Genomic DNA, 19,719 nt, shown 5'->3' on the forward strand with positions numbered 1-19,719 from the left:
GCACCGCCCAGGGGGCGCGCCCCCGACGCACCGAGCACCCACCACCCCCTTGAGGAGACGACCATGCCCAAGACCATCGACCTGTATTTCGACCTTAGTTCGGTGCGGCTCCACGCCGAGCACGCCGCCGCCGCCGACCGCCACGCGGTCTACGACGGCACGCCCCCCGTCCCCGCGCTGGCGTGGTGCAAGAGCGAGGGAACGTTCATCAAGTCCAACGGGCGCCCGTTCCCCGACCTGCCGGACGTGTTCGCCCACGGCTGGGGCCCCGGGCGTGACCGCCTGCTGTCGAAGACCCCCGTCGGCGGCGACGACTTCGTCCACATGATCCCGCTGCACGACACCTACCCGTTGTCGGACGGCAGTGCGCCGACCCTCCTGGAGTGGATCCGCCGCAGCGACAAGGACGGCGTGAACTGGTTCGTGCTGACCGTCGACGGCGGCGGGTTCGGCATCGCCATGGACAGCCGCACCCTCATTCCGTAGGCCGGGTGGGGCGGGGCGGGCCCGTCTCGGAGGCCGGCCCGCCCCAAATAGGCATTCAGATGTGGTATAGTTCTTTCTGTCGGAAGGGGTTGGCGCCCCTCCCGGCCACTCGATCCCAACCCCCTTGGAGGGCACACCCATGAACGCCGAGACCGCCAAGACCGAGCTGACCATCCGCCACACCTGGGACCAGGGAACCGTCCTGGAGGGCTCCAGCAAGGGAGACGGCGCGTACGAGATCGCCCGCAGGGCGGCGAACTTCCGGTGGATGCGCTCGGTCGGCATCATCGCCATCCAGCGCTCGCGCGACTCCCGGGCGAGCACCTGGGCCATCAACAACGCCAAGCGAGCCCTGGAGGCCACCGGCCGGTTCACGGTCACCGTAGAGATCGACAACGCCCAGACGCGCAGCTTCGCCGCGGCCGAGCAGGAGCGCTACGACCGCGCCCAGGAACGTGCCGACCGGCACGAGGAGCTCGCCGACAACGCCGCCTCCCGCTCGGATGCCGCCTGGCGCGCCTCCCACGCGATCGCCGACGGCATCCCCGCCGGGCAGCCGGTCCTTCGCGGCCACCACAGCGAGAAGCGCCACCGCCGCGACATCGCGCGCATGGACGCCGGCATGCGGCGCAGCATCGACGAGCGGGGCAAGGCCGAACACCACGCCGACCAGGCCCGGGCCGCCGCCGCCTTCGAGGAGCACCGCAAGAACCCCGCCCGCACCCTGCGCCGGATCGAGCGCCTGGAGGCGGACCTGCGGGCCAACGAGCGCGACCTGCAGGGCAAGGGCAGCTCCGGCTGGGAGCCGGAGAAGTACCCGCACCACCGCGAGGAGCTGGAGGCCCGCCGGGCCGAGATCACCGAGCAGCTGGAGCACTGGCGCGGCGTGGTCAGGGACGCGGAGGCGGCCGGGTTCAAAGTCTGGGGGCCGCAGGACTTCGTCAAGGGCGACTTCCTGAAGTACCGGGGCGAGTGGTTCGAGGTGCTGCAGGTGAACCCGAAGTCCCTCACCGGCCCGCACATCCACAATGACGGCCCGGTCGTCACCAAGGACGGCGCCCGCCTCGACTGGACGTGGACGTTCCCCTACAACGAGATCTCCGGGCGCATGAGCGCCGAGGAGATGGCCGCCCACCTGGTGAAGGAGCTGAGCAAGCACCTGGCCAAGACGGAGGAGGAGCTGGCCGCCGTCGATCCGCAGCGGCGGCCGCAGGAGCACGCGAAGCTGACGGCGCGCAAGGAGTCGGCCGCCGAGCGGCTGGCCTACTGGCGCGGCGCCCTGGACGAGGCCGAAGGCCTGCGCCGGAACTGGAGCAAGGACGACTTCACCAAGGGCGACTTCCTGCGGCGGCGGGGCCGCTGGTTCGAGGTGCTGCGAGTGAACGCGAAGTCCCTCACCGGCCCGCACGACGACAACGAAGGACCGGTGGTCACCAAGGACGGCGCCACGGCGGACAAGACGCGCGCCTACCCGTACGGCGAGATCTCCGGGCGCATGAGCGCCGAGGAGATGGCCGCCCACCTGGCCCAGCACACGGCGCCCGCCTCCGCCGAGGACACCGCGACCGACGCCAGCGCGGCGTAACCATCCACCACCCCGGGGCCCGGCCACCGCCGGGCCCCGGCACCGGTGAGCGGGGGCCGGACCATCGGCCCGTCCACGGGCGTCCTGCTGATGTACGGGTTCGAGCCGGGAGGCGAAAACGCGGCGGGTCACCGACCCGGACGAGGACGAAGCGCCGAGGGCCGCCTGGCCGGACCCGGACCGCCGGCCCGACGGGCCGTCCCGGGAATCCGCGGGGAACACGATCGCGGCGGGATTCGCCCCAGCGCGGCCGCGGAGAGCGGCGGCCGCCACGACCCTCCGCCATACGCTGCAGGCGCGCGCCGTGGAGATCGTCCCGCACGGGCCGGCCAGCGTGCCGCGCTATGTGCTGTCAGCCCAGACGATCACCGTCAACCACGGTGACAGTGCGCGAGTCAACTTCGCCGAGCCGAGGCCGGACCACCACGGAGGACGGGCCGGGTGGCTTGCGGGAGCGCTCGCCGACCCGTTTCGCTGACGTACTGTCCGGCCCGGGGTGGGCAAACCGCCCGCTCCAGGTCGACGCCAGTGGTTCCGGGCGCCGACCGGCTGCGAGGAGCCCCCTGCCAAGGCTCCACGGAAGGCGCCCCGGCTCGACAGCGGCATCGGCCCGCCGGATGGCCCGGCTGGCCGATGCTCAGAATGTCGGCCGGCCGCCGACGGGCTCCTTGCCCTCGCCGCTCACGCGCCACCGCTCCACCACGGAAACTCCCAGTTCCACACGGTCCCGGAGGCACAACACGCCCATGCGGCGTCGAAGTGTGGTATAGTTTTTTCTGTCGGAAGGGGTTGGCGCCCCTCCCGGCTACTCGATCCCATTTTCCGAAAGGACAGCACCACCATGACCGCGACCATGATCGAGGCCACCCCCGAGGCCCAGGACACCATCAGCCCGCAGGAGGCCGCCGACCAGGCCGCCGCCGAGGACGAGGGCCTGGCCCACGACGTCGGCACGCTGGAGTACCACTTCCCCGAGGACCTCGTCCTGGACGAGTACAACCACCGCAAGAAGCACCACACCGAGCCGGACGCGAAGCTCAAGGCATCGGTGCGTGACCTGGGGGTCCAGGACCCCGTGGGCGCCCGGCCGCAGGAGAACGGCAAGCTCGGAATCTACAAGGGCCAGCGCCGCTGGAAGGCCCAGCTCAGCGCGAACCGTGAGGCCGTCAAGCGAGGCCAGCCGCGCCGCAGGATCCCGGTCCTGGTGCGGCGCGACCTGGCCGGGGTGGACGACGACACGCTGGTTCTCAGCATGATCGAGAACACCCACCGCGAGCAGTCGTCGAAGCGCGACGTGACCGACGGCCTCACCCAGCTCGCACTGATGGACATGTCGGACGCCAAGCGCGCCAAGCAGGCTCGCCGGCTCGGCTACAAGCCCGCCGAGGTGGCCGCCGCCAACCGTGCCGCCCAGCTCGCCGACGAGGTTCTGGAGAAGCTGGGGACCGACGGGTGGGACATCCTGGAGCAGGCCGACTACGCCGAGGTCGAGAGCGCCAACGACGCGATGTGGGAACTCAACCGGGCGCGAAAGAACGACCTGCGCGAGGGCAACAAGAAGCGCGGCCACTGGGAGCAGGCGATGGCCAGGCTGCGCGCCCAGGTGGCCGAGGCCGAGAAGCGGGAGCAGGTCAAGGCCGAGCTGGAGGCGGCGGGCGTCCCCCTGATCACTCCCCAGTGGCGCTGGGACGGGCCTACCCGTCCGCTGTCCCACCTGCTCAACGCGGTCGGCAAGAAGATGACCCCGAAGGCGCATGCCGAGATCTGCCCCGACCACGCCGCCTACATCGACCGCGACAAGCCCCGGGCGGTCTACGTGTGCCGGAACTGGTCCGGCAACGGGCACAGCCTCACCCCGGAAGAGGCCGCCAAGGCCACGACCGAGACGGCCGAGGACAAGGAGGCCGCCAAGGCCGAGCGCAAGCGGGTCATCCAGGGCAACAAGGACTGGCGGGCCGCCCGCGAGGTGCGAAACGCCTTCCTGGTCCGCCTGATCAACCCCGGCAAGGACGACTCCAAGGAGGTCTCCGACGCCGCCTGGCAGTGGATCATGAAGGCGACCATGGGGGAGACCTACTGGTTCCCGCGCTTCTTCCACAGCACGGGTCATCTGGAGTTGGTCGCCAAGCTGCTCAAGGTCGAGGTGCCCAAGGGGGGTTGGAGCCATCGGGACGAGGAGCCGTTCGCGAAGGTGATCGCCCGACGTGGGCGGCCCGGCCGGGCGTTCATTCTCCTGGCCAAGGTCGCCGCCGCGTTCGAGCGCGAGAACATGCACGACGGCGCGTGGCGCAACCCGAACCGGGAGGTAGCCGCTTGGCTGGAGTTCCTGGCCGGTGAGGGCTACACCCTGGCCGACTGCGAGCGGCAGCTGATCGACACGATCAAGGCCGCCGACGAGGCCCGGCAGGAGGCGGCCCGCAAGAGCGACGCGGAGGCCGAGGAGGAGCTGGCGCTGGCGCTGGCCGAGGCCGAGGTGGAGGCCGGGCACGCCCCGGCGAACACCGGGGGAGAGGCCAGCGAGCAGCAGGACGAGCAGACCGAGGCCGGGGCTGCTACCGAGGCGCCCGACGACCAGAGCGACGGCGAGGCCACGGACGCCAGCGAAGTGACGGCGGAGGCCGGGAAGGAGGGGGAGAAGGTCGCGCTCGCGGCCTGACCGTAGTCGGGCGCGGTCCGCTCACGCGGGCCGCGCCTGCGCGTTCAGCGGAGATTCAACGAGCGGAGGGCCGCCCGCCCTCCCGAAAGAGGGACGGTCCCCGAGGGGAGTCTGGACTAGGTGCACGGCCCACCGCTCGCACTCGATCCAAGACCTACCGGGAGAGTCCGCAACAGCGGTCCACCTTCGAGCTCCAGGATGCACCCCGGATTCTAGCGGGCCCACGGCTGCGGCCAAAACACAGCCCCGGCGGCCGGCCGCACTCCGGAGCGACGTGCGCCACGACGGGCCGCCGCACACCTCACGCGGCCAAGGCCGGCACCAGCAAGGCACGACCAGCCCTCGCCCTCCGCCGCGCCGCGTGCGGGCATGCCATCGGGGACGCCGACTCAGGCCGGCTGCGGGGATAGGCGGGCCTGTTACACGGGGTGACAGCCGGCCTCACAGCCAGCGGCCGGCTGCCACACGAAGGGCGGAACACAACACCACACGAGTTGGAAATGTGGTATGCTTCTTCTTGTCGGGAGGGGTTGGCGCCCCTCCCGGCCACTCGATTCACGACCAGGCCCAGGAGAAACACCCATGGAGTTCCGTACCGCCATCCTCATCGAGGCGGCCGCCCTCGTCGACAAGATCGACCTGCCGGTCCACGAGCCGTTCGCCCTCACACCGCGCGCCGACGGGGTCGTCGTGCGCTACCGCGACAGCCTGACCCCGGAGCAGCGCGCCACCGCCAGCAGCGCCCTGACCGAGGCGTTCAAGGCGGCCGGGTGGGGCTACGGTCAGCGGCTCGCACGCGACAACAGGACCGTCGTGGCTACGCGGCTGACCCACCCGTCGCACCTGGCCATGGACGGCACCGGGTGGCGGGCGCCGCTGGGGCTGGGGCTGGCCTTGCTCGACTTCGCGGAGCAGTTCAGCAGCTTCGATCTCGCCTACGAGGTCGCCGGGTCCATGCAGTGCAGCGAGCTTGCCGCCGTGGCCGATGTGCTGGGCGCCCTGGGTCTCAGTGGTTCGGCGGCCAACTGGCAGGAGGCGCACGAGAGTACCGAGGGCGAGCACACCAAGGCGTGCCGGGCCCGCCGCGTCGCGGCCGCGCAGTTCGCCGGGAGCGTGCGGTGAACCTCCTCGCGCTGCGCAGTCTCGTCGTCCAGAGCCTGGAGAAGCATGCGGCCCGTCCCGGCGGCGAGGTCACCGGCGTGGAGATGTCCAACCCGCTGGGGTCCCACGGCCCGTGGGCGCTGGTTGTCCGCACGGACGACGGCCGGGACTTCCGCCTGACCTTCACCGAGATCTAGTCGCCACCGCACCCGGCGGACTCCGGCGGCCCGGCACCAAAGCCGGGCCGCCACCCGCCCGCGCGTGCATACGGCGCCGGCCCCTTCTCCAATCTCCCGAGAGAGACAACCGCTGTGAACACGAATCACCCTGCCGACCCGGCAGTACTGCATTGCCTGGCCCGCGAGGTCGCCACCCTTCTGGCCGAACGACACGGCCGGTGGCGCGTGCGCGGCGGCCCGCGCGACGAGAGCACCTCGATCGTCCTGCAGGACCGTCGCCGGAGCCTTCGGCTAACCGCAACCGCGGACGGGGTCGCGCTCCAGCGGCTCGCGGGCGCAGGCGAGCTCCTGGAGACCGTGGTGCCCCACCGGCATGCCGGCGCCCGCGCAGTCGCAGCCGCCATCGCGCGCAGCCACCTGCACCAGTCGTGCGAGCCGGGCGATCCGGGCGGGAGGACCGTCGCCGAACTGGCGACGGCGGCCGCTGTCGCCGAGGCCCTCGCCAAGCGCGTGGGCCAACGCGGCCAGGTGGCGGCATTCGTGCGGGACCGCTGGCACGTGGTGTCCTGGGAGCGAGGCCCCGTGCGGGGAGAGGTGCGGATCGACGGCCCCGGCCGAGTCCAGGTCGCTGCCGATGGAGTGCGCTTCCCGAAGCTGGTCCGGGCGTTCGAAGTCGCCCTCCCCCCGGCCGACGGCGAGCCGTCCGTGCTCGCGCGGCCGGATGCCGCCAGCACCCTGCTGAGGCGCTTCCCGGAGCTGCGCTACGATCCCCGCCCGGACGGCGACCTCCTGTTTCTCGGCCCCGGAACCGGGCCCGTGACGTGCTCGGTCCAGGTCCCCGACAGGGCCCGGCCCACGCGAGCGACCAGGGGCATGCTGACGGTGGAGTGCCCCGTCGATCTTGCTCTGATGATCCTCGAGGTCCTGACGTAGCCATTGGGGTCCGCGCTCCCCGGGGGTTGTCGGCTGGCGGCCGCCCCCGGGAGGGCGCGTCCCGTGCGGAAGGAAGACGGGTGAGCATCAAGCCGCACTCAACATTGAAATGTGGTATACTTCTTTTAGTCGGCCGGGTTGGCGCCCGGTCGGCTCACTCGGTCCAGCCAACCCCGGAGTCCCACGATGTCCAGCGCTCTCAGTGTTCTGGTTCTGCCTACGACCCGCCTACGCCCGGCGGCGCCCGACTGGCCGGCGCCGCCCACGCCGCAGGACCAGGTGCTGCTCAGCCTTGGCCTTGGGGCGGACTCCGCCTACGTCCTGTGGCGACTGATCACCGACCCCGTCCGCCACGGTCTGCGCCCGGACCTGTCCAACCTGACCGTCGTGACGGCGATGACGGGCGACGAATGGTCGGACACGATCGAGCTGGCGAACCGCTTCCTTCTGCCGCTGATGGCCGAGAACGGAGTGCGCTACGTCCAGCTGGCACGCGGCGGACGCCGGGACTCGGACGGGTACCTGGTGCTCTCCGACAGCCGGAACCCGCAGCGCGTCGAGCCGGCGGGCCCGTGGAAGCTCTCCGACGAGTTGCGGAGCTCCGGCACCCTGCCCCTGTTCAGCGCCGGCAAGCACCTCTGCTCGATCAAGTACAAGGGCTGGGTGATCGACCGGTGGGCCGCGGAGAACATGGCGCCGGGCTACCGTCACATCCTCGGCTACGACGCCGGGGAGCGGGAGGTGAAGCGCGCGGAGAAGGACCGCCGCTTCACCACGAACGGTCGCCGCCCGTGGTACCCGCTGATCTCCTGGCAGATGACGCGCCCCGACCTCCTGGCCGAGCTGCTGCGGATCTTCGGCGTCGACTGGCCAAAGTCGTATTGCGTGGAATGTCCCTTTCCGTCGGTCGCTGCCTCTCGTGACGCCCACCTGGAGCGCGCTCGCCGCCTGCCGCAGGAAGCGGCCATGGCGGCCTGCCTGGAGTGGACCGCGCACGCGCTCAACCCGCTGACGACGCTTTACTCCGGCACGTCGCTGGCGCATCTGCTCGCCGAGGACGGCAACGCGGCCGCGCTGGCGGCCGCCGAGGAGCAGCTGGAGGCGGTGAAGTGGTCGGTATTCAAGGTTCGGCGGCTGCTGACGGCCCGTCGTTCCGCATGGTGCGTGGACCGCCATGGGCCGCGGTGCGAGGCGTGCGCCAGCGAGGGGCGTGAGGTGCGGTGTGCGGACTGCCGGGCGCTGGCGAACCAGCGCTGCTCCCCGGCCGAGCGGACACCCCGGTGCGCTGACGCCACGCGCAAGGGCACGGTGTGGCGGTCACTGGAGCGCGTAGGCCTGCCGCGATCGCGGGCGGCGGCGTCGGGGATGCTGCACCGGGCCGCCGGCCGGCAGGGGCTGGCGGTGGAGGTGGAGGAGTCGGCCGGGGTTGAGCGGGTATGGCTGCTGCGGCGGGGGAGCGGTTACCCGGCGGCGGAGATGTTCTTCGTGGCCGTGCCGGACGTCGTCGAGGAGAAGGCCATGCCGGGTTTCGCGGCGCTATGGGAGGCACATATGGCGCGTCAGCGCCGGCTGGCCACCATCGCGCCGGCGCCTTTGCGCACCGGCCTGGGATGGCCGAGGGTTCGACGCGGGCCGGGCGGTGTCGCCTGCGCGCTGCGACACCGGCGCCGTCCGACCCGGCGGGCGGATTCCCACGCCGACGCACAGGGTTGAATTGTGGTATGCTTCTTTCTGTCGCCAGCATTCGGCTGGCCTTCCCACCGGGAGCGCCCCATGAGGATTCACAAGACGGCTGTCCACCCGCCGGGCTGCGGCTGCAACAACTGTCATCGCGATGACGGGTCAGTCCCACTGGACCAGGCCGACGCCCCGACCGTCGCACGGATGATGAGCGGCGCCATCCGGAATCTGACCGGGCGCGACCTGCGGGTCGTCGTCACGGCGAAGCTCGGTCGAGACAGCAGCGATGCGACCACCGATCGCGTCGAGGTGAGCGACGGCGCCCGGACATGGGACGTCACCGATCACCTGGGCGCCGCCCTCTCCTTCGACCCGCCGTTCTGACCCCGGGGACGCCGGCGACTCGCGGCGCCCCCGACCCCGGCCCGACCACCACTCCCCCGAAACCAGGAGCCATCCCCATGACCACCACCCCTTCGGGCGCCACCCGGCGCCCGGTCCGAGGCCTTCGCACCCCCCTCCACCTCCCCGTCCGCACCCCGGACCTCCGTACGGTGACCCAGGTCCTGAACTACAGCGGCTACGGCCACCTGGCCGCGCGCCCGCTGACGTGGCGCCGGGTCGGCCCGGTCGCGGTGAACTTTCCCGGCGGCCAGCTCCCCGGCCGCACCGAGCGACTCGAACTCCAGGCAACGCTCCTGCGCCACGGGTACGCGGGCCGCTGGATCGGACTGGGGCTGGTCCTCCTGGACCCGCACACCCGCCCTCGGGCGCAGCGCGTGGTGACCGTGGGCCATGACGGCAGGCACGGCGAAGATGCTGCCGTACTGGAGGCGGCTGCGGTGCTCACGGACGCCGGCCGGTCGCCTGCGCTGCTGTTTGGGGATGTGGTGCTGGCGGCGGGCTTTCGCGTAGTGCCGGGGGACGCCGTCGGCCGGGTGACCGTGGCGCCGGAGGCGTGGGCCGGCGCGGAGGGTGAGCGGGCGTGCGTCAAGGCCTTGGCGGCGGCCGGCTGGAGGGTGTGGGGCGAGCGCGACGGTATCGGCCTGCTGGATGCCGAGCGGGTGGCCTGAGTTCGCGTCAGGTGCGCCGCCACACCCCGGAATGGCATTGCATTGTGGTATACTTCTTTCTGTCGAAGGTTGGCGCCTCCGACATCACTCGATCCTGATCCGCAAGGAGGCCCCCGTGGCCAGCACCCCCGCGCCCCCTCATGGGCTGCACCCCGTCACCCTGACCGCCGAGGAGTGCGAGTTCACCGCCTTCGCCCTCGTGGAGTCCATGTCCCACAGGCAGGTGAGGGACTTCTTCGGCCCCACTGAGGGGCTGAGCGCCGTACTGCTGTTCGCCGAATCGCCGACGTCTCCTCCCATGCGCTTCGAGGTCTCCCGCTTGGTCGGCGAGATCCAGTGGCACGCGGACACCGTGCTCGGCGCGAACGGCTTCCCGCACCTGCGGCGCCCCTTCGGTTCCGGGCGCGGCCTGGTGGGCCCCCTGGGCGGCCCGGTCCTGACGCCGCCCGCCCTCCCGTTCGTCGCCGTCCTCCCGCAGCTGGCCGAGCTCCTGGACCGTGCGGCGGTGGCCGAGGGGCTGGTGGAGCAGACCGGCACCGGCGTCCCCATGTACCTGCGGAGCGCCGACCGGTGAGCTTCCACATCGACCCTCGCGACAGGACCCCGGCCCCGTCGGCACCGTTCGCGACCGCCGAGCTCGGCGACTTCGTGGCAAGCGAACACGACAGCACGCTCCCGGAGCGGCCCACGTGGCGCCGTTACCGGATCGTCCACGTGCCGACCGGCGCGGTGATCATGGACTACGCCATGGATCGGGTGCCACTCGCCGAACTGCTGGCCCGCACTCTGCGCGCCGTCGCCGAACACGACCCGCACACCTCGACCCAGTACACCTCCGACCACCCGGGGATGGCGAACGTCCGCCGTCTGGCCATCGCCCGGTACGAGTCCGCACGTCGGGCGCTCGGTTTGGCAGAACCGGCGCCCTGACATACCCGGTCAGCCCTCAGCCGACGGCTGACCAGCTGCGCCCCGGGCCGCCGCAGTGCGGCGGCCCGGGGCCACCCGAGGAGGAACACCCGTGATCAGCGAAGACACACCCCACCAGACCGCAGCCCGCGCCCGCTCCTACGCCAACGCCGCCCACAAGGCCGCCCACGATGCCCGCATCGCGGCCGACGCCGCCAAGGCGAACGACGCGGGCAGCATCCATGCCGAGATGTCCGCAGCCGCCGCGCGTTCCGAAGACGCCGCCGACCGGGCCACCGGCGCAGCCGATCGGGCCACGGCCGCGGCCGGCCACGGACACGCCGCCCCTGCCGTCCGGACCGTGCAAGTGATCGGCCATGCCACCGACGCCGCGCACTGGGCCGTCCAGGCCGAGAAGCACGCCGCTACGGCCCACGTCCACGCCGCCGCACTCTGACCCGGCATATCACCCAGGACGCGTGAGGCCAGACGCCTGCGCCCCCGATGAGGAGGAACTACCGTGCCCGCATTTCCCGCCGACCGGGTGGAGGACCTGGTCTCCTTGCTCGGTCCGCCGTGGCGCATCGCTACCGACCCCTACGAGGGGCACCAGGACTACCGCCGCTTCGTGGCGGACGGCCGGGGCCGGGGGTTCTTCCTGAGCTCCAGCAGCCGGAACCCGGGCGGCGGCCCGGCGCTGCGGATCGTAGCGCGCGGCCGTTACCCCGAGGTTCCCGGCTACTTCGAGGACGACGCCCGGCCGGCGATCGGGTTCAGTCTCGGCCGGCCCCTGGAGGATCTGGCCAGGGACATGCGCCGCCGCTTCCTGCCGGCCTACGACGCGGCATTCGGCCGGGCGGTGGAAGCGATCCACGCACGGGCGGTCGCCGGCGGCGGGCGCGAGGACCTGGCCCGGGAGCTGCTGGCCCGGTTCCCGCACCCCGACGGCCACTTCCATGACGACCCACGCGAAGGGCTGGCCGTCCACTTCCATCTGGGCCCTGGCGGCGCAGTCAGCGCGAGGGCCGAGACGCGGGGGACGATGGAGCGGGTCAGCCTCACCCTCGACCACCTGACGCTGCAACAGCTCCACCGGGTGCTCGACGCTCTGTCCGCCGACGACGGGCGGGGTACAACCACACTCCAAGTCGGCATGTAGATGTGGTATAATTCTTTTTGTCGGAAGGGGTTGGCGCCCCTCCCGTCCACTCGATCCGCCTCCGAGAGGGAGAGCACCTTGTCCAGTTCCGCCACCGTCCTTCACCCCGTCGCGATCACTGGCGACGACGAGACCGTCACGACCCTGCACGTCGGGATCGTGTCCGTGGAGATCCGTCGTGAGCCCGGGTTCTTCGGCGCCGAGCGCCACGGCCTGTACGCCCACGTCGAGGTCGCCACCCGCCCCGACGCCGGCCCCAACGAGCGCTCCACCAAGTTCCTCTCCCGGCTCGTCGGCGAGACCGACTGGGCCGTGGACGCCGCGTTCTCCGCCAACGGGTTCCCCCAGCACAGCAACGGCTTCGGCGCGCGCTACCTCCGGTACCGCACCCTGCGGCCCGAGGTCGCCGCGCTGGTCGACAGCGCCGCCGTCGAGCGCGGGGTCGTGACGGGCATCAGCGCCGACATCGCGCTGACCCTGCCGCCGCAGGCCTGACTTCCGACGCCCGCAAGAAGCCGCCCGCTCCCGCCCGCAGCGGGAGCGGGCACCACCCGAAGGGATTTCACATGGCGCTCTACAAGGTCATCGCCGAAGTGACTCGCCGTCACGAGGTGACCGTTGTCGCCGACACCCCGGAGCAGGCCGAACGCCTGGCACACACCCTGGCAAGCCTCATGGCGCAGCAGGGCGTGACCGAAACCGACTTCCCCGTCGAGGTGTCCGTCGGGCAGCCCAAGCTCGCCTCCTAGACCCTCCCCCGCCGACCCGGCCCGGAGGCCCCTCTCACGACCGCCGGGGCCAATCGAGCCGACCACCACCAAGGACGACACCGTGAACACCTCCCCCAGCCTGACCGCCACCCGCCTCCTGGCCGAGCAGCTGACCGCCGACGGCGTGGCCGTCTCCATCGGTACCGACGCCCTCACCTACGGGTGCGCCCGCATCGCCGTCGACACGGCAGGCCGACCGTGCATCCTGGCCGCCATCCACGACGGCGAGGAACTGTCCTGGACCGTCACCGACCCCTACGACCACTCGACCGTCGCCAGCGTCAGCCTGTTCGGCGTCGCCACGGCCGCCGAGGCCTGCGAGCACATTCACCGTGCTCTCGCCATGGCCGGCCAAGGGTCGCACTTCGGCCCCGAGGACAGGGTGGACGTGGCGGTACAGGCGGCCCTGACCAGCGCGGACATCCCCTTCGAGCTCTGGACCAACCCGTCGTCGCCAATCCGGTGGCTGAGCATCCCCACCGCCGACGGCGGGGAGATCGACATCTCCAGCGGCACCTGCCTGGCCGGCACGATCGCCGAATCCACCGGACTGCGCGCCGACTACTCCCCCGTCGCCGGCCAGGACGGCGGCGAGTTCGAGGCCCTGGTCTACCGATCCCCACAGTTCGGCCGGCGCGGAGGCGGCACAACGCGGTTCGCCGCCGAGCTCGCCGAGCTCGTCACCGCAGTCGCCGCCTGCCGCCGCCTGGCCGAGGCGCGGCACCGCTGGCTCGCCTGACCCACAGCCCGCCGGCCCATGTCGCCGACGGAGCCCCAGAAGCCGTGCCCCAGGAGCCCGGAGAGGCCTCGGTTCGGACGATGAGCCGAGCGGGGGATCTGTGACCGAACAGCACAGCCTGTGAGCCGGGCATCCAGGGCCCGCAGGCACGACGCTTCTGGACACAGCTTCCTGCGCGCCCCGGGACACTGAAATCTGCGAGGCGGAACCCCCGCCGGGACGTAGAGCTCCAGGTCCCACGGCCCCAACCTCCCAGTACGCCTCGGCTCGCAGGATCCGGTGTCCGTTCGCAAGGCGTGATGTCCAGTCACAGGATCTCGGACGTGGCACGGCGCCACCCGTCGGGAATCAATTGTGGTATGCTTCTTTTTGTCGGGAGGGGTTGGCGCCCCTCCCGGCCACTCGATCCCGACCCCAGGAGGCCCCATGCACGCCGTTCCCGCCACCGCGACCAACGCCCCCAGGGCCCCGATCCCCCGGCCCCGCGTGAGCCCGGAGGCCACCCCCCGGCTTCCGCAGCAGCCCACCCGCGACAGCTGAGCCCCGACACTCCAGGAAGCAGGACGAACCATGAGCGACCAGACCGACGAGCTGACGCCCTGGACCCTCAAAACCCTCCGGGACCTCGCCCGCCAGACCCGGCACCTGCCCGCTGACACCCTGATCGTGATGTCCACGGACCCCGAGGGCAACCACTTCAACCCGGTCCTCGAATACGACGCCGGTATGTTCGCCGACGACGATCTGTACCCGACGCAGGAGCAACGGGCACGGCTGATCAAGGACGGGGAGGCGCCGGACGCAATCCCGGCAACGCCGCCCGGCGCCAAGTTCGCCCTGTGCCTGTGGCCCATGCCGGTGTTCTGACCGGGTGCAGGGTGCCGCCCCGACAGCCAACAAGCCGTCCGGGCGGCACCCTGCCGACGTAGCCGGATGCCAACCTCGGCCGAGACCGACACACCCTCCCGGCCTTCGCCTCACCCCCGCGCCCGTACCGGGCCGCGCCCACCGACCCGTGCCAACTCACCCCGCACGGCCCGCCGGCCCCAGGCCGCCGGAGGTGGCGCCCCGAGCAGCCTGCTCATCCCCGCAGCACCGTCCCCCGACCACACCACCACCTTCGGAGGCTTCCATGCCCGCCGCACCCAGCGCCTTCCTCTCCGCCTTGTCCGATTGCCTGGCCCGGCACGTCACCACGGCGCAGCACCGCTCCAGAATCGCCCTCCCCGGCGGGTATGAGCTGGCACTGCTCACGCGGGACAGCACCGTGGGCGCACTCCAGGCCGCCCTGTTCGCCCCGTCCCCCACGGGTGCGGCCCGGATCGGCACCGCGCGGTTCTCCCCCGGCACCGCCCTGCCGGTCGCGACGCGTGTGCTGGCCTGCGTGGTCCGCAACGGGCCGGCGCTCCCCGATGCCCGCGGCACCCGGGTGGACCCGGCCGACGTCGCGCGGCACCTCGAGGTGGGGCTCCAGGAACAGCGGACCGACGACCCTGGGGTGTTCGTCGCCTTCGGTCACGCACACGCGTGGCTTCACGACAACCGTCTCGGCATCAACTTGGGCGGTGCCGGCAGCGGCGGGAGCATCACCTTCACCGGCCCGTGGGATGCCGTGGCGATCGCGGCAGTGACCGATCAGGCCCTGCGGGAGTTCACCGACGCTGGCGGGCTCGCCGCGGAGGTTTCGGCCCTCCTGCCGCCGCCGTGGAACCGGGTGCTGACCGACCAGTGGCACCCCGACGCGGCGGTCATCCTCCCCCGGCACGGCCCGGCGGCGGACGATCCGCTTGGCCGGCGCTTCTCGCGGGAGCTGCGCGCGGTCGGCGGGCAGCTGGTTGAGCAGCGCCCGGACCTCGACATGCAGCCGTTCTTCTCGATGGAGGGAGCCGCAGTCGCGCTTCGGGTCACCCGCCGCGAGCGGTCCGTGCCGCGTTTGGTGAAGTCCAGCCGGTACGTGCCGCCGCGCCCCGGCGGCCCGGCGGTGGTCGAGTACCGGTCCGAATACCTCCCGGAAGGCTTCCGGCGCCCGGCGGGGTGCTGAGCGCAGCGTGGGGACGACCACACCCCGCGACAGGATGGAAATGTGGTCATCTATTTCTGTCGGGGCGGGTTGGCGCCCGCCCCGACCACTCGACCCTCCAGGAGGACCAGCGATGCCCGACGACGAGCCCACGATCCCTGAGCACTGCACCGCTTGCGGCTCGACCGCGCCTGACGACTGCGAGTTCGACACCGGGTTCGACGGATACTCGGCCTGCTGCAACGAGCCCGTCTGCGCGCCGCTGCCGGTCGACTTCCGCAGCCCACTGCGCTATCCCGCCGAGCCCTGCTGCGACGCGGACCCCAGGTACGCACCCCGGATCGCCCAGGCCCTTGACGCCGCAGGGGTTGTGCACCACGGTCTGCGGGCGAGCAGGGACCGTTCCGGCTTCCGCTTCTTCCTCCCCGCCCAGGCCGGCGGTGCGGTTGTACGCCGGGCGCTGTCCGGGCTGCGCGGCGCCGGCTGGTGGTGCCGGCCGGAGTGGAGCGAGCCCGGCCTCACTGCCGTGCTGATCGACTTCTCGGCGTCACGGAGCAAGGGGCGTGAGGGCGTACTCGGCCGCCTGGACCGGGATCTGTGGCTCGCCGGGTTCACGCCGTACGACTTCCGCCTGGACGAGGGGTTCTGGGGCTACCGGGCGGCTCTGCCTGCCGGGGAACCGAAAGGGTCTCCTCACGTCAGCATGCATGGCCCCGTCGGCCTTGACCTGCGGGACGGCAGGGAGGAGTCCGCCCGGCAGGTCGAAGCGGCCAAGGCCGCGCTGCGGGCGGCCGGATGGGCCATCAGCACCGGCCTGGGCCACTCGTTTTACGCCACCGCGCCGGGCGCCTGAGCTGCCGCCGGCCCCTCAGGCCGGTTTCGCGGGCCCGCCTCCGAGCAGGCGGGCCCGCGAAGCCCACCTGCGAACGGCATTGATTTGTGGTAGGCTTCTTTTTGTCGGGACGGGTTGGCGCCCTCCTGACCACTCGATCTCACACCACCTACGGAGACTCCATGTCCTCGACCCAACCGCCGCAGGTCCCAACCAGCGACGACCTGCACGGCACGCTGATCCACCGCGTTCTGAGCGACGCCGGCATCGGGCACTGCGGCATCACGGCACTGCTCGGAGACCTGGTCTACGAGCTGACTTTCCCGGGCGACACCGACCCCGAGCGCATGCGACTGATCCTGGCCACGCTGCGCGGCAGCGACTGGGCCGCGACACCCGACCGCCTGGACGACCAGGGCCGCCCGGTCGCACGCATCGACCTGCGGCCACGACGCCTCCCCCGAGGCGGCGGCACGCTCGGCCACCTCCACCAGGCCCTGTGGCTGGCGGGCTTCACGCCCCACCGATTCGGCCCGGCCGAGGCCTTCTGGGGCTACGTCGCCAGCCACCTGTTCGACGACGTGACCAGCCCCCCGTATGTCGGCTTGCACGGGCCAGGCGGTCTCGCCTCCGCCGAAGCGCCCAGGCAGGCCCAGGCCGCCCAGGCCGCGCTGCGCGAGGCCGGATGGAGCACGCGATCGGCGCTGGACCACTCGTTCTACGCGAGCCCGCCGGCCGCCTGAGCCCCCCACCGCGGGGCTCGCGGGCCCGCCTCCGAGCAGGCGGGCCCGCGAAGCCCACCTGCGAACGGCATTGATTTGTGGTAGGCTTCTTTTTGTCGGGACGGGTTGGCGCCCTCCCGACCACTCGATCTCACACCACCTACGGAGACTCCATGTCCTCGACCCAACCGCCGCAGGTCCCGACCGGCGACGACCCGGCATGCGAACCGACCCTCCCTGGCGACACCGACCCTGAGCGCATCCGACAGGGAACCGCCGGAACCACCACGACCACCCCGGCGTACCGGATCGGGGAGCTGATCGGCGAGCACTGCTACCCCGTCTATGTCGGCCCCGAGCTCGCCACCCTCGCTGCCCTCGCCCTCCGTTGGGGCCGCGACTGGATCATCATCACCAGTCGGGGGGGAGCTGAATGTGGGCCGTCCGGAGAAGGGCGTCCCCGGCGTCCAGAAGGCGGCCACCCGCGTTGCGAACGAGTTCGCCGAGGGGAACATCACCGCGCTGCCGCCATCCGCCGCCGAGCCGAAGCCGGTCCTGCCGGTGGGCGAGGTGCCGCTCCTGCACCCGCGAGTCCCCCAGACTCCCCGCAACTTCAAGGCCGCCGAAGCGGCCGACGCCACGATGGCCAAGTACTTCTGGCGACGGCTCTCCGGCTTTCCCGGCTCGGACAACCCGATGGACGCCGAGTGCGAGCTGTGCGGCTGGGTCGGCTCCCGCTACTACAGCCACCTGCGCGGGCGCAACGGCAACCCGCCGAGCATCACCCGCCACCCCGGCGGCTGCGTCGGCGCGGACAAGATCCGCGAACTGATTCCCGGCTACACGCGGTAGCCCAGGCGCCCGCCAGTCCCGCACCCGGGACCGGCGGGCACCACCGTCACGACGCCGCCCGGGACACCTGGCGGCCAGCGGGGCGGCGGGGCTGGTGGACCGCTCCTTCTACGCGAGCCCACCGGCCGCCCGATCCTCTCTGCCCCGCCGTCGGGCCCGCGGGCCCGACGGCCCCTTTCCGCCGCCGATCGACCGTCGGCGCCCCATCGAGCCTGGAGTTCGCCATGCCCGTTTCGAACGCCCTTCGCGAGAAGTACCACCGCACCGCCCGCTTCTGGCCCGCCTACCGCGAGGAGGAGGGAAAGCTCTCCTGGCCCGCCCTGGAGGTGGCCGGCGCCCTCGTCTTCGTCTACGTCGACGGGAACACGCTGCGCGTCAGCGTGGACCTGGACACGGCGCACCGCGGGATCGTCGAGCGGCCCAGCACCAGCTCCACGGTCCCGCTACACATCACCGTGCAGGGGACGACGGTGTTCTACGCGCCGTCCGAACGCTCCGGCGACCGCGCGCTGCGCGTCGTCGCACCCGACGGCGACGTATGGCTATTCACGGGCGACCAGGAGCGCCAGGCGCTCGCTGCTGCGGACCGGATCGGCGGCCGTCTCCAGTTCCGCAGGGCGCAGGATCCGGGGTGGAGCCCCTCGTTCGTCCCGGGCGCGGCCAAGGCGGCGCCGTGGTGAAGGTGCTGTGCCGGTGGATTCGCCGTGCGGCGTCCACAGCTGCCCACGCACCCCTGGGCCGCATGTTCCGCAACATGGGCGCCGCCGTCCGGGGGCGGCTGCGGTGATGCGACCCGTCCAGGAGCAGTTGCCGTTCGAGGACCTGCCCGAGATTGCGACCTCGTCGCCGTGGTGTCAGCGGTGGGAGGGACGGCGGCACTCGTGGCGACACCTGAGCGAGGGAGGGTTTGACGCCCGGCAGTTCGAGGTCGCCCCGGTGGGGGAGGGCGAGGCGAAGGAGTTCGTGGTCAGGCACCACTACTCGGGTAGCTACCCGGCGGCGGTCCGCCGGTTTGGTCTCTTCGACGTCTCGGAGGGCGGGCGCAGCCTGTGCGGGGTGGCCGTGTTCGGTGTACCAGCCGGCCCCCGGGTGCTGACGCACGCTCTGCCCGAACTCCGCCCTTCTGCGCACTGGCTCAACGCATCGACTCACTCATACCGCTCACCGGCAGAGCGCTCAGTGAGTCGACCATGTCGGCCGCGAGTACACCGACTGGTTCGTGGAGGCAGACCCCGCCACAAATAGTCGCGATGGGGCGGATATCAGATAGATAGGTCTGATGTCCCAAAATTCTCCATTCTGCGGAGCTGATCCCGACAACGTGCGTAGAGTCCCAGCGTGGTCATGCTGGAGCCGATGCACGCGGAGATCGTGCGCGTCCCGGTGAGCGACGAGCTCGCCTACTGGACAGTCCTGGCTGGGCCCACCCTGGCCGTGGTCGGCGATATCGACGACCATCTTCGCCACCTGCGGTTCGGCCGGGCCCGCGAGGAGTCGACGACCAAGACCTACGCCGGCCACCTGAAGCGGCTTCACGTCTGGTGCGGTGAGCGCGGACTCTCCAGGAGCGAGGCCGCCTTCCGGCTGGCGACGTACGTGATGCACCTGCGGACTACACCCCGGGCGACCAGTGGCCGCGGGTACGGACGGCTGCCGGAGGATTCGACGCTCGCGCCGGCTCTGGCTGCGATCCACGGGTTCTACCTGCATCTGGCCGACCTCGGGCGTATCGAGGCCGCGGCCGTCGACGCGCTGTTCACGACGGTCCCGGCTCAGGGCGGCGGCGGGACCGTCGTGGTCAGGCCGCGCATCCGCGTCGACTCACGGCCGAGTCACGCCTCAGCGCGGCGGCCGGCAGCGACGCACGAGGAGTTCACCGCTGTTCTGCGGGCGGCAGAGACCGCCCGGGACCGGTGCATGGTGGCGGTTACTGACATTGGCGCTTCAGGGTGATGGCGGCGGGAGGTCGAGGGAGAGGCCGGTCCCGGCGAGGAATCCGTCGAGGATGTCGGGGCGGTACTGG

The 19,719-nt window shown here is 71.8% G+C and carries 23 protein-coding genes; all 23 read left to right on the forward strand.

Annotated elements, in window-relative coordinates:
* Positions 1-63 precede the first annotated feature (63 nt).
* The 23 genes from AB0Q99_RS32405 to AB0Q99_RS32515 all read left to right on the forward strand — a co-directional run bounded on the left by AB0Q99_RS32405 (position 64) and on the right by AB0Q99_RS32515 (position 19,649).
* Complete coding sequence (locus tag AB0Q99_RS32405; RefSeq protein WP_363577511.1) at positions 64-486, forward strand: hypothetical protein; 423 nt, start codon at positions 64-66, stop codon at positions 484-486.
* A 139-nt stretch (positions 487-625) separates the two neighbouring features.
* Positions 626-2,071, forward strand: a complete 1,446-nt coding sequence (locus tag AB0Q99_RS32410) for a DUF3560 domain-containing protein (protein WP_363577513.1) — start codon at positions 626-628, stop codon at positions 2,069-2,071.
* An 841-nt stretch (positions 2,072-2,912) separates the two neighbouring features.
* On the forward strand, positions 2,913-4,727 hold the full coding sequence (locus tag AB0Q99_RS32415) for a ParB N-terminal domain-containing protein (RefSeq protein ID WP_363577514.1): 1,815 nt from the start codon (positions 2,913-2,915) through the stop codon (positions 4,725-4,727).
* Between the two features lie 582 nt (positions 4,728-5,309).
* A complete protein-coding gene (locus tag AB0Q99_RS32420; RefSeq protein WP_363577516.1) occupies positions 5,310-5,849 on the forward strand; it encodes a hypothetical protein in 540 nt (179 codons plus the stop codon).
* Positions 5,846-6,025 (forward strand): hypothetical protein, encoded by a 180-nt coding sequence (locus AB0Q99_RS32425; RefSeq protein WP_363577518.1) that lies wholly within the window; start codon positions 5,846-5,848, stop codon positions 6,023-6,025. Before AB0Q99_RS32420 ends, AB0Q99_RS32425 begins: the two co-directional genes overlap by 4 nt.
* Before the next feature lie 114 nt (positions 6,026-6,139).
* Positions 6,140-6,940, forward strand: coding sequence for a hypothetical protein (locus AB0Q99_RS32430; protein ID WP_363577520.1), 801 nt, complete (start codon positions 6,140-6,142; stop codon positions 6,938-6,940).
* A 186-nt stretch (positions 6,941-7,126) separates the two neighbouring features.
* Positions 7,127-8,653, forward strand: a complete 1,527-nt coding sequence (locus AB0Q99_RS32435; protein ID WP_363577522.1) for a hypothetical protein — start codon at positions 7,127-7,129, stop codon at positions 8,651-8,653.
* A 60-nt stretch (positions 8,654-8,713) separates the two neighbouring features.
* Positions 8,714-9,004 carry a hypothetical protein gene (locus AB0Q99_RS32440; protein ID WP_363577524.1) on the forward strand — a complete coding sequence of 97 codons (291 nt, stop codon included), beginning with the start codon at positions 8,714-8,716 and terminating at the stop codon, positions 9,002-9,004.
* A 77-nt stretch (positions 9,005-9,081) separates the two neighbouring features.
* Entirely contained in the window at positions 9,082-9,693 is a 612-nt protein-coding gene (locus AB0Q99_RS32445; RefSeq protein ID WP_363577526.1) for a hypothetical protein, read from the forward strand.
* A gap of 115 nt (positions 9,694-9,808) precedes the next feature.
* Positions 9,809-10,267, forward strand: a complete 459-nt coding sequence (locus AB0Q99_RS32450) for a hypothetical protein (RefSeq protein WP_363577528.1) — start codon at positions 9,809-9,811, stop codon at positions 10,265-10,267.
* Complete coding sequence (locus AB0Q99_RS32455) at positions 10,264-10,623, forward strand: hypothetical protein (RefSeq protein ID WP_363577529.1); 360 nt, start codon at positions 10,264-10,266, stop codon at positions 10,621-10,623. The genes AB0Q99_RS32450 and AB0Q99_RS32455 overlap by 4 nt, the downstream gene beginning before the upstream one ends.
* Positions 10,624-10,714: 91 nt before the next feature.
* Complete coding sequence (locus AB0Q99_RS32460) at positions 10,715-11,059, forward strand: hypothetical protein (protein WP_363577531.1); 345 nt, start codon at positions 10,715-10,717, stop codon at positions 11,057-11,059.
* A gap of 63 nt (positions 11,060-11,122) precedes the next feature.
* Complete coding sequence (locus AB0Q99_RS32465) at positions 11,123-11,761, forward strand: hypothetical protein (protein WP_363577533.1); 639 nt, start codon at positions 11,123-11,125, stop codon at positions 11,759-11,761.
* A gap of 78 nt (positions 11,762-11,839) precedes the next feature.
* Complete coding sequence (locus AB0Q99_RS32470; protein WP_363577535.1) at positions 11,840-12,256, forward strand: hypothetical protein; 417 nt, start codon at positions 11,840-11,842, stop codon at positions 12,254-12,256.
* Positions 12,257-12,327: 71 nt separating this feature from the next.
* Positions 12,328-12,510 carry a hypothetical protein gene (locus tag AB0Q99_RS32475; protein ID WP_363577537.1) on the forward strand — a complete coding sequence of 61 codons (183 nt, stop codon included), beginning with the start codon at positions 12,328-12,330 and terminating at the stop codon, positions 12,508-12,510.
* A gap of 82 nt (positions 12,511-12,592) precedes the next feature.
* Positions 12,593-13,270: a hypothetical protein gene (locus AB0Q99_RS32480; protein ID WP_363577539.1), complete on the forward strand. Its 678-nt coding sequence runs from the start codon at positions 12,593-12,595 to the stop codon at positions 13,268-13,270.
* 570 nt (positions 13,271-13,840) lie between these two features.
* Positions 13,841-14,137 (forward strand): hypothetical protein, encoded by a 297-nt coding sequence (locus AB0Q99_RS32485; protein WP_363577541.1) that lies wholly within the window; start codon positions 13,841-13,843, stop codon positions 14,135-14,137.
* A gap of 265 nt (positions 14,138-14,402) precedes the next feature.
* Entirely contained in the window at positions 14,403-15,311 is a 909-nt protein-coding gene (locus AB0Q99_RS32490; RefSeq protein ID WP_363577543.1) for a hypothetical protein, read from the forward strand.
* Positions 15,312-15,423: 112 nt separating this feature from the next.
* The gene (locus tag AB0Q99_RS32495) at positions 15,424-16,143 is read left to right on the forward strand and encodes a hypothetical protein (RefSeq protein WP_363577544.1); all 720 of its coding nucleotides are present in this window, start codon (positions 15,424-15,426) and stop codon (positions 16,141-16,143) included.
* 161 nt (positions 16,144-16,304) lie between these two features.
* The gene (locus AB0Q99_RS32500; protein WP_363577546.1) at positions 16,305-16,865 is read left to right on the forward strand and encodes a hypothetical protein; all 561 of its coding nucleotides are present in this window, start codon (positions 16,305-16,307) and stop codon (positions 16,863-16,865) included.
* Positions 16,866-17,279: 414 nt separating this feature from the next.
* Positions 17,280-17,696, forward strand: coding sequence for a hypothetical protein (locus AB0Q99_RS32505; protein ID WP_363577548.1), 417 nt, complete (start codon positions 17,280-17,282; stop codon positions 17,694-17,696).
* 224 nt (positions 17,697-17,920) lie between these two features.
* A complete protein-coding gene (locus AB0Q99_RS32510; protein ID WP_363577550.1) occupies positions 17,921-18,376 on the forward strand; it encodes a hypothetical protein in 456 nt (151 codons plus the stop codon).
* A 658-nt stretch (positions 18,377-19,034) separates the two neighbouring features.
* Entirely contained in the window at positions 19,035-19,649 is a 615-nt protein-coding gene (locus AB0Q99_RS32515) for a hypothetical protein (RefSeq protein ID WP_363577551.1), read from the forward strand.
* Positions 19,650-19,719: the final 70 nt, after the last annotated feature.

It is taken from the genome of Kitasatospora sp. NPDC086791 (assembly GCF_040685975.1).
Lineage (GTDB): Bacteria > Actinomycetota > Actinomycetes > Streptomycetales > Streptomycetaceae > Kitasatospora.

What these genes read in the sequence shown, in the direction of transcription:
- AB0Q99_RS32405 (WP_363577511.1), top strand. Translation starts at nt 64, where the DNA reads ATGCCCAAGACCATCGACCTGTATTTCGACCTTAGTTCGGTGCGGCTC.
- AB0Q99_RS32410 (WP_363577513.1), top strand. Translation starts at nt 626, where the DNA reads ATGAACGCCGAGACCGCCAAGACCGAGCTGACCATCCGCCACACCTGG.
- AB0Q99_RS32415 (WP_363577514.1), top strand. Translation starts at nt 2,913, where the DNA reads ATGACCGCGACCATGATCGAGGCCACCCCCGAGGCCCAGGACACCATC.
- AB0Q99_RS32420 (WP_363577516.1), top strand. Translation starts at nt 5,310, where the DNA reads ATGGAGTTCCGTACCGCCATCCTCATCGAGGCGGCCGCCCTCGTCGAC.
- AB0Q99_RS32435 (WP_363577522.1), top strand. Translation starts at nt 7,127, where the DNA reads ATGTCCAGCGCTCTCAGTGTTCTGGTTCTGCCTACGACCCGCCTACGC.
- AB0Q99_RS32440 (WP_363577524.1), top strand. Translation starts at nt 8,714, where the DNA reads ATGAGGATTCACAAGACGGCTGTCCACCCGCCGGGCTGCGGCTGCAAC.
- AB0Q99_RS32445 (WP_363577526.1), top strand. Translation starts at nt 9,082, where the DNA reads ATGACCACCACCCCTTCGGGCGCCACCCGGCGCCCGGTCCGAGGCCTT.
- AB0Q99_RS32475 (WP_363577537.1), top strand. Translation starts at nt 12,328, where the DNA reads ATGGCGCTCTACAAGGTCATCGCCGAAGTGACTCGCCGTCACGAGGTG.
- AB0Q99_RS32485 (WP_363577541.1), top strand. Translation starts at nt 13,841, where the DNA reads ATGAGCGACCAGACCGACGAGCTGACGCCCTGGACCCTCAAAACCCTC.
- AB0Q99_RS32490 (WP_363577543.1), top strand. Translation starts at nt 14,403, where the DNA reads ATGCCCGCCGCACCCAGCGCCTTCCTCTCCGCCTTGTCCGATTGCCTG.
- AB0Q99_RS32495 (WP_363577544.1), top strand. Translation starts at nt 15,424, where the DNA reads ATGCCCGACGACGAGCCCACGATCCCTGAGCACTGCACCGCTTGCGGC.
- AB0Q99_RS32500 (WP_363577546.1), top strand. Translation starts at nt 16,305, where the DNA reads ATGTCCTCGACCCAACCGCCGCAGGTCCCAACCAGCGACGACCTGCAC.
- AB0Q99_RS32510 (WP_363577550.1), top strand. Translation starts at nt 17,921, where the DNA reads ATGCCCGTTTCGAACGCCCTTCGCGAGAAGTACCACCGCACCGCCCGC.